General features: G+C 40.2%; 14 protein-coding genes. 11 read left to right on the top strand and 3 right to left on the bottom strand.

The genetic code is table 11. From position 1 onward, the window contains the following. Positions 1 to 294 precede the first annotated feature (294 nt). Positions 295 to 1,932 carry a sensor domain-containing diguanylate cyclase gene (locus ABTQ23_RS20620; protein WP_408617651.1) on the top strand — a complete coding sequence of 546 codons (1,638 nt, stop codon included), beginning with the start codon at positions 295 to 297 and terminating at the stop codon, positions 1,930 to 1,932. A gap of 10 nt (positions 1,933 to 1,942) precedes the next feature. Here the strand turns inward: ABTQ23_RS20620 and ABTQ23_RS20615 are convergent, their stop codons facing one another. Continuing rightward, positions 1,943 to 2,836: a LysR substrate-binding domain-containing protein gene (locus ABTQ23_RS20615; protein WP_408617650.1), complete on the bottom strand. Its 894-nt coding sequence runs from the start codon at positions 2,834 to 2,836 to the stop codon at positions 1,943 to 1,945. A gap of 172 nt (positions 2,837 to 3,008) precedes the next feature. Here ABTQ23_RS20615 and ABTQ23_RS20610 point away from each other — a divergent pair, with 172 nt between their 5' ends. From ABTQ23_RS20610 to ABTQ23_RS20590, 5 genes are all read left to right on the top strand, one after another. Then, positions 3,009 to 3,617, top strand: coding sequence for a glutathione S-transferase (locus ABTQ23_RS20610; RefSeq protein ID WP_408617652.1), 609 nt, complete (start codon positions 3,009 to 3,011; stop codon positions 3,615 to 3,617). Positions 3,618 to 3,739: 122 nt separating this feature from the next. Further along, positions 3,740 to 3,961: a VF530 family protein gene (locus tag ABTQ23_RS20605; protein ID WP_408617649.1), complete on the top strand. Its 222-nt coding sequence runs from the start codon at positions 3,740 to 3,742 to the stop codon at positions 3,959 to 3,961. A gap of 124 nt (positions 3,962 to 4,085) precedes the next feature. Further along, on the top strand, positions 4,086 to 4,649 hold the full coding sequence (locus ABTQ23_RS20600) for a sugar O-acetyltransferase (protein ID WP_408617648.1): 564 nt from the start codon (positions 4,086 to 4,088) through the stop codon (positions 4,647 to 4,649). A 54-nt stretch (positions 4,650 to 4,703) separates the two neighbouring features. Next, positions 4,704 to 5,264, top strand: a complete 561-nt coding sequence (gene ybiA / locus ABTQ23_RS20595; RefSeq protein ID WP_408617647.1) for a riboflavin biosynthesis intermediates N-glycosidase — start codon at positions 4,704 to 4,706, stop codon at positions 5,262 to 5,264. Positions 5,265 to 5,382: 118 nt separating this feature from the next. Next, positions 5,383 to 5,877 carry a GNAT family N-acetyltransferase gene (locus ABTQ23_RS20590; RefSeq protein ID WP_408617646.1) on the top strand — a complete coding sequence of 165 codons (495 nt, stop codon included), beginning with the start codon at positions 5,383 to 5,385 and terminating at the stop codon, positions 5,875 to 5,877. 58 nt (positions 5,878 to 5,935) lie between these two features. Here ABTQ23_RS20590 and ABTQ23_RS20585 read toward each other — a convergent pair whose 3' ends face one another. Continuing rightward, positions 5,936 to 7,102 carry an iron-containing alcohol dehydrogenase gene (locus tag ABTQ23_RS20585; RefSeq protein ID WP_408617645.1) on the bottom strand — a complete coding sequence of 389 codons (1,167 nt, stop codon included), beginning with the start codon at positions 7,100 to 7,102 and terminating at the stop codon, positions 5,936 to 5,938. 593 nt (positions 7,103 to 7,695) lie between these two features. On the opposite strand from ABTQ23_RS20585, the gene ABTQ23_RS20580 reads away from it, so the two are divergent. The 5 genes from ABTQ23_RS20580 (at position 7,696) to ABTQ23_RS20560 (ending at position 10,303) form a co-directional block, all read left to right on the top strand. Continuing rightward, complete coding sequence (locus ABTQ23_RS20580) at positions 7,696 to 7,986, top strand: hypothetical protein (protein WP_408617644.1); 291 nt, start codon at positions 7,696 to 7,698, stop codon at positions 7,984 to 7,986. Between the two features lie 152 nt (positions 7,987 to 8,138). Beyond that, complete coding sequence (locus ABTQ23_RS20575; protein ID WP_408617643.1) at positions 8,139 to 8,627, top strand: hypothetical protein; 489 nt, start codon at positions 8,139 to 8,141, stop codon at positions 8,625 to 8,627. A gap of 77 nt (positions 8,628 to 8,704) precedes the next feature. After that, positions 8,705 to 9,022, top strand: a complete 318-nt coding sequence (locus ABTQ23_RS20570) for a hypothetical protein (RefSeq protein ID WP_408617642.1) — start codon at positions 8,705 to 8,707, stop codon at positions 9,020 to 9,022. A 104-nt stretch (positions 9,023 to 9,126) separates the two neighbouring features. Next, entirely contained in the window at positions 9,127 to 9,960 is an 834-nt protein-coding gene (locus ABTQ23_RS20565; RefSeq protein WP_408617641.1) for a hypothetical protein, read from the top strand. Beyond that, positions 9,938 to 10,303: a cupin domain-containing protein gene (locus ABTQ23_RS20560; RefSeq protein WP_408617640.1), complete on the top strand. Its 366-nt coding sequence runs from the start codon at positions 9,938 to 9,940 to the stop codon at positions 10,301 to 10,303. The genes ABTQ23_RS20565 and ABTQ23_RS20560 overlap by 23 nt, the downstream gene beginning before the upstream one ends. Positions 10,304 to 10,357: 54 nt before the next feature. On the opposite strand, the gene ABTQ23_RS20555 is transcribed toward ABTQ23_RS20560, so the two are convergent. Further along, positions 10,358 to 10,903 carry an ankyrin repeat domain-containing protein gene (locus ABTQ23_RS20555; protein ID WP_408617639.1) on the bottom strand — a complete coding sequence of 182 codons (546 nt, stop codon included), beginning with the start codon at positions 10,901 to 10,903 and terminating at the stop codon, positions 10,358 to 10,360. Positions 10,904 to 10,969: the final 66 nt, after the last annotated feature.

The following is a 10,969-nucleotide window of genomic DNA, read 5'->3' as shown; positions in this document are numbered from 1 at the left end:
TGTTTCATGGTTCTCTCCTACATCTATGAGTGTAGAAAACTCCATTTAAATTTGTCTCAGTTTAGGGGAAGTGGACATTACCATATTCTGTTGAGTTATATCCAGAGGAATGGGCCAGAAGGCCGCGCCTAGAAGGCTCCAATTTGCTAAGTGAATCAGCTGGTTGAGTGTGATGTCCTGACGGTTATCTTCACTAACTAACATGGGTAAAATATGTCGATATAATTCATCAACTTTTTCTTGATCACTTTGCTCGGTAAGCCACTGAATAAATAATTTGATCTGTTCTCGCGATTGCTTGCTTTGGTCAATCGATGTCGGAGCTCAACTGCAGGGGAAATTATTGGCTCAAATGTCAATGACGATACGATTGTGATCAGTGTTTCTATATTTGAGAATACAATTGCAGAAACGTTCTATTTTGATCAAAGTGATTTAGCTATTTGTGCAAAGCAAATAGGAAAATTATTTTCATCACATCAACCCAATGTAGCCCTAATTTTTTGTAATGCTATTTCTGATCATGAGTTTATTAAAAATAGCGCGCTTATCAAATCGCTTTCTAAAGAAAATAAAAATGTTTTAATTGCGGGTGGCCAAGCGGGAATAGCGCATCAATTAGTTGATACCTATGTGTTTACCGAGCAAGTCGTATCCAATAAAGGATGTGTGGTTGCTTTGTTGAAAGGGGAGAGCCTTCAGTCATGGGCGTATCATAATAACGGCTGGATCCCGATCGGACGAAAAATGCAGGTTACATGCTCGAAAGGCCACCGGGTTCATGCAATTGATGATAAAAGCATTAAAGAGTTATATAAGCATTATTTGGGCGCAGATATTGATTTGACCGATTTTATTCATCCTGCGCTTCAGTTTCCGCTCGTTCGAGAAGAAGATGGGGTATTGAGTGTTCCCGTAAAAGAATATGACGATGGTTCATTTGAGTTTACGGGCTGTCTTGCTAAGGGAACAACAGTGCGTTTCAGTTTTTGTGATATTGTACATCTAGAATCTGAAGCAAAACGAATAAAAGCTGAACTACAAAGCCACGAGCCTGAAGCACTGTATGTATACTCTTGTGGCGCTAGGAAAAAATTATTAGGTAAAAAGGTATCAATCGATATTCGAAACCTTGATGATATTGCAAGTACTGCAGGCTTTTTCACCTCGACAGAATTTTTTACCTCACCAGATCTCAAAACACACTGTTTAATTCAAAATATGACACTCCTAGGTTTATCCGAACAGCCTAGCCTTGGTCGTCTTAAAGATATAGAAACAGAATGTGTGGATGAAGCAGACGATTCATCAAACCAGATTAATGAAATTAGAATACTTACTACGCTTATTGCCCAAACATCGAAAGAGTTAGAAGAGTCAAACCGTCAGTTAGCTCAGATGGCAAGGATGGATAACATGACGGGGTTGTATAATCGAAATTATTTTGACCTTTTTCTCAAAACTGAATTGAAGCGACATCAGCGCTCTAACATGCCTATTTCTCTAATTTTGTTAGATGTTGACTATTTTAAACAATTTAACGATGTCTATGGCCACGTTGCAGGTGACCACTGTCTGGCTAAAGTTGGAGAAATTATTAGAAATACACTTAAGCGAACGATGGATATTGGATTTCGCTATGGTGGTGAGGAAATGGGCGGTGTACTGCCAAACACGGATTTTAAAGGGGCAACTATAGTCGCTGAAACGATACGTCAAGCAATCGAAGAGGCAGATATTGCGCATTCTGCGTCATTGGTAGCGCCTTATGTCACTGTAAGTATCGGTTATTTAACGATTACATTAACAGATGATTTTATGCCAGAACAGCAACGAGTCATTGATATGTGCGACCAGTTGTTGTATCAAGCGAAGACAAAAGGGCGAAATAGAATTATTGGTAAATGCATGAATTTTAAAAATAAATCATAATTTGTATTTTTTACTGCGATAGCGAGTTAAGATATTGCTTAACTTCGTCGTTTAGCCAGTTAGAGAAAGCTTCTTGTTTAATTTTGGCGTCATCTCGCTGACGTAAAACTAACCAATATGGATAGGGATAAGGCGCTGTTACCGAAGACAGTTGTACTAGCTCTTTACGCTCAATTGCATCGTGTACTAGGCTTCGACGTTCTAATGCGATGCCTTGACCTAAACGAACTGCTTGCAATACTAGGTTTGAGTCATTGCTGCACAGGCCAGTGCGATGGAGTTCGACATCAACTCCTGCCGCTTGGCACCATGGTTGCCATGATTCCATGTTAAAGATGATATGGCTTTTAATAATTTCATCAGGTGTTTGAGGTAAAGAGCCATGATTAAAATGCGGAGCTGCAACGACGACTAGTTCATCATTAAAGAGCCGGTGGCTATCAACCCCCTCCCAATGACCATTGCCCATCCTGATCCCAATATCGACAGATTCTTTCACCATATTTGCAACATGAAGGCTTGCCTGAAGTCGTACGCTTATATTGGGATACAGCTGCTCGAAACGCGCTATACGTGGTATTAACCAATTTGAGCCAAATGAGGGAAGAACTGCAACAACAAGTTCGGTGGTTTTGGGTTGGGTCTTAATTAATCGTGTCGCCTCGAAGATGCCATTTAAAGATTCTCGAATTTGTAGAGCATACAGACGCCCATTTTCACTAATTTGTAGTCCTCGTCCTTCTCTAATAAACAGTGTGACACCTAACATTTCTTCTAAGACTTTAATCTGTTGGCTGATTGCTGAATGCGTCACATGCAGTTCTTTGGCCGCCGCTGTAATGCTGCCGAGTCTGGCAACGGCTTCGAAATTTCGCAGGCTAGCTATTGGAGGAAAATTTGACATGTAAGTATCTCTTAATTATTCGGGTAGAAAATACTGATTTTAAAGTCTAATTAATCTGATTAATGTAAGTATTGTTAAACATATAAGTTGTTAGTCAAGAGATTCGATGCTGAATGATGAAAATAATGACGGCTCGTTCAGCTTCGGTGAGTCAGACAGAGGAGAGTTACAGATGAAACTTATCGGGACATTAGATTCACCTTATGTTCGCAGAGTCGCGATTTCTTTAGATTGCCTTGGAATTAACTTTGAGCATAGACCTTTATCAGTGTTTAGTACCTTTGAAGAGTTTGCTTTAGTCAATCCTGTGGTGAAAGCGCCAAGTTTAGTGCTTGATGACGGTATGGTGCTGATGGACTCAAGTTTAATTATCGATTATTTCGAAGCCTTAAGTTCACCTGATTTAAAATTATTTCCAACACAGTCTCATGAATTAGCTAATGATTTACGAACAGTTGGATTAGCGCTTGTTGCGTGTGAAAAAACGGTTCAAATTGTCTATGAAAATAATCTTCGACCTTCGGAAAAACTTCATCAACCATGGATTGACCGTGTTACCCGACAATTATTAGCAGCTTGTCACGAACTTAATAAGCAACTTACGATTTCTTCGATGCAAGATGACAACCTCAACGAAGCGGCAATTACGAGCGCGGTAACTTGGTCATTTATGCAATTAATGTTGCCGAAGGTTGTAAATGCAGATGATTTCCCGGCGCTTAGGAATATAGCCACAGTCTTAGAGAAAACTGAATTATTCAAACGCTATCCTATCTGTTAAGTATTGACGGGCGAGCTAGCCTCGTCCGCGTTTGTAGGTGGTCCATGGATTCACTGGCCGATTCTGCTATAGTGCGCTCATTAGCTTAATTTGAGCCAAATAGCGTAGATACTGGATAACATATGAGCCAAGAACAACCTAATAATCCACTGCATGGATTGACTCTTGAAAAGATATTGACCCGTCTTGTTGAACATTACGGATGGGATGGACTACATCAAAAAATTAAAGTAAATTGTTTTTCTAATGAGCCATCGATTAAATCTTCACTTAAATTTTTGCGTAAAACACAGTGGGCGCGTGACAAAGTTGAAGATTTATATCTAACAACATTTAAAAAGTAGCGATTAATATCGCAGCCTCTCAGATTTTCACCTTATAAATCAATTGGATATTTTTCTAAATAAATTATGTTATGGTTGTCTTAGTCTATAACCCTAAAGGGTAGGCTTGAGCGGAGAATATTCAATGAGTGAACTTAATAAAATGCGCTTGGGTGAGTTTTATGACCCCAATGATGACAGCTTATGTAAGATGCGAGCCCATGCGCGAGCATTATTTGAAAAATACAACCAGACAAGCCATGAGCAATCACAACTGAGAGTCGAGCTAATCACCGAGTTATTTGCAAAAGTGGGGCAAAAGTTTGTTATCGAGCCGACATTTCATTGTGATTATGGAAAAAATATCTCGATTGGTGAGAACTTTTTTGCCAATTTCGGCTGTGTCATCTTAGATTGTGCTCAGGTTAGCATTGGGGATAACTGTTTTATAGGGCCTCAGGTCGGTATCTATACTGCTTGCCATCCGCTTTCACCGATAAAACGTAATCGTATGATTGAATATGCTAAAGCGGTGAGTATTGGTGACAATTGCTGGATTGGTGGTCATGCAACGATAAATCCGGGTGTGGTACTGGGCGATAACGTTGTGGTTGGCTCTGGAGCCGTTGTCACTAAAAGTTTTGGCGATAATGTCGTTATTGCGGGAAATCCCGCTAAAGTGATTCGAACCATCACAGAAGATATGTAAAAGGTTAAATTTCCCTCTTATTAGTTATTAAATTTTTATTAAGGTTTAGTTTAGATGGTCATTAAATCAAAAGAGTCGTTAATTGAATGGCTTGAGCAGGGAAATACTGTGAAATATGTATTTTTCTGGGGGCATCAAAAAGGCCCTAAAGGGGTGACTAAAAGCTGTTTTAGCCAATGGTATGAGATTGATTTTGTAGTAGATGGCATTACTTATCACAGCGCAGAACAGTTTATGATGGCCAAAAAAGCTCAATTATTTAATGACGATGACACACTGGCGAAGATCCTAGCTTCGACTCATCCGGGGCACGCTAAAAAACTGGGGCGTTGTGTGTTAGGTTTTGATGAATCGGTGTGGATAGCGCATCGCTTTGATATTGTTGTTGAGGCTAATCGCGCTAAATTTTCACAAAACAGCGAGTTGGCTGATTTTTTACTGGCAAGCAACGATAGAGTGCTCGTCGAAGCAAGCCCGGTTGATAAAGTCTGGGGGATTGGGCTGGCTGGCGATCATCAAGACGCCGCTAATCCGATTTTATGGCCTGGGTTAAATCTACTCGGTTTTGCCTTAATGCAGGTTCGTGAAGAGTTATTAGGGTCTGTTGATATATGATTAGTTTCGCGACAATCTAAGGCAAATTTAGGCAAGACAATCGTTTGCTGTGTGGTTATTGCTCTATAAATCAGTCGGTCAACCGCCCTAGTCTAAATAAATTGAACGGATAAATTCCATGGATGTGGTTTTACCGCAATCGGTGACGGTTGCAATGATTGTTTCCTATGCGCGCGAGTGTATCGAGAGTGGCATCAGCATGTATCATCGCGCTTTGCATGATCCACAAGAATACTTACATTCACTTATTGAGCGCGCTAATGGCAATCCCAAATATCTGGTGAATGGTTTATTACCGAGCCAGACATTTTATGCATGCAGTGATGGGAAAATCCTCGGAGCGATTCGAGTGCGTCATGGTAGTAATGAGCAAGTTGAACAGGTTATTGGCCATATTGGTTATGAGACGCGACCGTCCGCACGCAACCAAGGGGTCGCTAAATTTATGCTTCAATGGGTTATCCAGAACCATTTAATTTGCCCAAAATTGATCAGTGTCGAAGCTGATAACTGGCCGTCTATCCGAGTGATTCAGAGTGTGGCACCAACTGAGCTTAGCTCCCATTATGATGAGAAATTGGGGACTATTCGCAGATTTAAAATTGAACCGTAAATATAAAATAAGGGCCAGGATAACTCCTGACCCAATTATGGTATTGCATTTACTTAAGTTAGAAACATTCTTCTAGAATCTCTAGCACTTCATCGTTGCTGATTTTTTTATAGCCGTTCCCGATAATAATGGTGGATTCAGCAATTTTAGGCAGCATCTCGCGAGTTGCACCAAGCTCTTGAATCGATGTCACGATTGAGCAGTCCTGCATAAATTTTTCAAGGGCATCAATCCCTGCTTGAGCGATGGCTTCTTTGCTTTGTCCATCACTTGGAATGTTCCAAATGACATTTGCAAAGCGCACAAATTTATCTATCCCATGGCTATAGATATGCCGATAATAAGGCAATGAAATGGCTGCTAGCCCCATTCCGTGGGCGCAGTCTGTATAAGCACCCAGTTGATGCTCAATCATATGAACCTGCCAGTCCTGAGTTTTAGACAACCCCGTCATGGTGTTTAATGCCAGAGTTGCATTCCACATCAGGTTGCTGCGTGCTTCATAATCATCTGGTTTATCTAAAGCAACTTTTAGGTTATCAATAGAGGATTTGAGTAATCCTTCGATGAGATAATCAGTTGTGTTAACACCAAAATCGCTAAAGTACTGCTCCATCAGATGCGACATTGTGTCGAAGACACCACTAACCATCTGATATTGAGGGACAGTAAAGGTATATTCTGGATTTAGAATTGAAAATTTTGGATAAACCTCTGGGTCAAATACTCGACCGGCTTTATTTTTTTGTTGTTCGTGCGTGATAACCGAGCCACCATTCATTTCCGAGCCTGTACCTACCATCGTTAAAATCGATGCAACCGGAACGATTTTGTTGCTCACTGGTTCATAGTTCACCCAGTATTTTTCAAATGGGTCTTCGTCACAATAGGCTGAAACTGAAATGCCTTTCGCACAATCGATAACCGAGCCGCCGCCCACAGCTAAAATCAGTCCTACTTGATGTTCTTTAACCAGTCGTGCTCCTTCCATCATCTTTTCATAAGTAGGGTTTGGCATAACGCCACTTAATTCGACGATAGTTTTGCCAGCTTCGCTTAGAATCGCGACGACTTTGTCGTATAAGCCGCTTTTTTTAATGGCCGTTTTACCATATGTCAGCAGAACGGTTTCTGGATACTGACTGAGCTCATCCTTAAGCTTAGCGAGTGAATCTTTACCAAAGTGAATCCGGGTTGGATTGTAGTAAGAAAAATCAAATTGCATGAGGTAAGTCCTGTGTTAAGCAATAATAGAATGAAAAACGTGAGCTAAGTTTAGCACTGCTATTGCTTATCGCTCGTGCACAATGGTGCACGACTTTTGCCTAATCGTCTAAATTGGTGTGCGCTTATCGAAGATCTAGCTCTAGATAAATAAGCTCTTTGATTAACACTAGGTAAACGGTTTAGTATTTTGAATCATTCAACAATAATTTTTTAATGGGTTGTTTAATAAGATAAAGAAAGTACTAATGAGTCTATGTCCAGCGCATGCTGCCAGTTTTTCTACAGACAAATGACGCGTTTTCTGGCGCTCATGTTGCAATTGCGTTTTTCTTACAGTTTTGCATAAAACTGAAATGGGGGGTGCTTTTTAAACCGCTCAAATAGTTGAGCCATCTTGTGTAAGATTTTTATCCAAGACACATTTTTCATACAAACAATAGAAAATGTGTCGATATTTTTTCAAATATGTGCTCACCGACGTAGTGAAAATGCTGGTTCTTTCTAAACTTATTCATAAAGCGATGGGTTTTGGATGCTATGTTAGCCCATTTGCTGATTTGCCGAATTGATGTTTAGACAAGGACATTTGCGATGACAAATCATTATACGGTGCCATTTAATCCTATCTGTGACTATATTGTTCAATCGATTAACTTTAATGCCAGAACAGGGCAACGTGTTTTGTCATATAGTGAAGGCTGTGAGATCCTAAGAGACTCTTTCCCTCACTTTATTTCATCACGTGAACTAGATAGGGCATCTGATGAGCAGTGGCAACTATTGTGCGATCAGCTAACGCTTTGCTTAAATCGTGAAATTTCGGTTGATGAGCTTCGACAGATATTGAATGACTCGTTGCTGCAGGTTGACGATATTTTTTAGCTGACGTTAAAAATTTCCTGATTAGGGGCGGTAAGCGGCATTGCTAGGTGAACTGGCACGTTGGTATGTTGCTTAATTTTAGTGTCATTATACAATGGTGAGAATCGAGGTTTTCAACCGATTACCATCTATTCATTACAATCTATTACATTATGCCGCTAGACCCTAACCCGTTGACTATTGACGATATTAACTTCTTATTGCACCTCATTGATTATGGCCCTTTAACATATGACCAACTCATTTTATGGGCTTATACTCAACATTTTGCAACGAACACTCCCGAATGGCTCATTAAATTGAGCGAAGTTAACTGCCTTGAGCAAGCATCCATTTTACTTAAAGATGATTTTAAAGTTGATGGTGATATCGAAATTGATCTAGAAGTCGGAGAGTTAGCATTTTTCTATGCTGATAATGGGATAGAGTTACAATCGTTTGTGAGTGAGTTATATCGAGTTGTCTGTTGGCCTAATCAGGCCCACCCTCTTAAAGAAAGTATTGCGATGGCGGATGAATTGTTTGAGTGCCACTGTCATTGTCAAACGAAGATAGAGCAATTACTTCTGCTGCCACTAGAGCCATATCATCTCGCTTACAAATTGAGAGTTCAAAAGTTATTGGGCTTTAATTTCATATAAAACAATAGATTAATCATTATTGTTGATAAGTTTAATGATATTATTGGGTCTTTAGATAATTGATGATGTTTAACAACATGAGTTTATTGACAAGTGGGAATGTTCTTTGCGATTTAAATATTCAGTTTCAGCAAGAATATGAACAGAAATTAGCCATAGTGACCAACCGACTCGCGCATTTAACAAGAGTCACTTTATTATATATTTTGATATTTGGAGCCCTCCTTGGGTTTACAATTTATATTTTAAATTTATTAGCTTATATATCAGTACTCGTGTTTGTGGTCACTGTTGCATCACTCAGGCAGATGAACCGCCATAAAGATGCCATCGCGACTCTTCAGCAGTCAGCAGCAGAGATGGGGTTTAACTTAGTTAAGATTGAATATGATTAATATTAAGTTTGATAACAAACGTGATAAGCTTTAATGATTCATTTTAAAGAAAATTGTCATCTCTATTACCATGAATTTGATGGCCAATAATCGGATAACATCGAATGCACCATGATTCAGTCGAGCACGCATTTCAACAAGCTGTATTAAAACTGCCAAAAGAGCAGCGCGTGTTCCAGGCCCAAAAATGGGGGAGTATCGAACAGGATAGTTGTTTGTTTGGTGTTCCACAAACAGAGCTGTTTAATTGGCAAACGCTTTACCAGATCCCAGCGCATAGCAATAGTTTTTTCTTCTTAATGGGCGCTGATTCAGTTGATTTAATTGAACCTTTTGTTCGCTCACATATTCCAAATCAAGTGCAGCAACTGACGATTGGAACTTCAACATTTCCTCTGTCTCACTCGTTAGATTATCGAAAGATTGTGTCATTACTCAGCCAAAGAGAGTGGCCCAATTTAAAAAGCTTAGGGTTGGGATTGTGTATGCTGTTTCATAATGCCGGGGATGCGGTTGGGATGCTCGGTGATATCACTGCGCTATTGAAAGCTGCTCCAAATCTTGAACAGCTTTGGGTATCGGGCTATTTTGAGCTGACTCAACCGGTGAGCTTGCCGCATTTAACACAGCTGAATATCGAGGTTATTTCAGCGCTTGGTGTTGGCCCGAAAGCACTAACTCAAAATAGTGTAGATCAGCTATTTAATAGTAACTTTCCAAGCTTAGAAGAAGCTTATATTGATGTTTCATTTCCAGATATGTTGTCCGAGTATAAACTACCTGAGCATTTTACCAATGCTGAGCATTGGCGCTCATTGAGTCGTCTTGAAGTTGTTGGACTTTTCACAAAAGGTACTCACGCAAAGTTGAATGCCAGTTGGAGCGCGCTTCATCCCACAGGTAAATTCTTTTTTGATGAAGTGCAAGAGCTGGATTAGTGGTTATGTCGAATTACTATTGGGAGTCACCTTGAAGATTATCAAAGCCAAAGAATTTAAAGCCGAAAAAGCTTGGGGAGCGCTTGATATTGCCAACATGAATGGCATTACGACACGGCTGCATTGGACCGACCAGAGTTATAAATGGCATATCAATGATGGTGAAGAGGTGTTTGTGGTCCTCGATGGCATTGTCGAGATGTTTTATAAACAAGCCGGCCAAGAAATGTCAGTATTATTAACCAGTGGTGATATCTTTCACGCTTCAGTTGGCACTGAGCATGTGGCCTGTCCAAAAGGAGAGGCCAGAATTTTGGTCATTGAGACTGAAGGTAGTGTTTAAAATAATGGCATATATGGCTTAGCCAACGCCAAATAATGGTGAGACATGTCGGCGTTAAACTTGTGGATTCGCATCCATATCACATGGCGGATCATATGTGCCATGCCAGCCAACTAAGATGCGCTCAAATGAATCAACAAAATAGCGAGATCCCACGGGGATCGCTATTGAAGCTCCCCCATAGGCAACATTCATTTGTTGCACCGCTTTTCGCTCACTCGCTTCATTCCAAAGGTTGCTGCTTGCAAGTAAGTCTGAGCTTGAAGGCGGTGACCAAAGAGAATCCTTTTTAAACTTGGCATGTTCAAGAAGCTTAGCTAAGTGCTCATGATGATGTTCTTTTGCTATATCACAGGGACTCTTTTTTGCATTATCTTGAATATCAATGTGAGCGCCAAAACGGATCAATTGTCGACAAGCTGTTTCATGGCCAAAAAAGGCAGCTTGGTGCAAGAATGTCCAACCTGATGAAGGTTTTTGGTAATGACTACATTTTTGAGCGAGTAAGAAGTCGTAGATAAACGCTGCTAGGACCTGTTGCCACTGATTATTTTTTGCTTGCTCATAAATTGTTTCAACTGCATCTTGTCGCTCGGCCACTATAGCTCCAATGTCTGATTGAACTCTGCCTAAAGAAGTTCGAGCATAGCTAGAGAGAAAGCTCTT

This window comes from Celerinatantimonas sediminis, from assembly GCF_046054195.1.
GTDB lineage: Bacteria > Pseudomonadota > Gammaproteobacteria > Enterobacterales > Celerinatantimonadaceae > Celerinatantimonas.
This window is presented reverse-complemented; position numbering and strand designations above follow the sequence as displayed.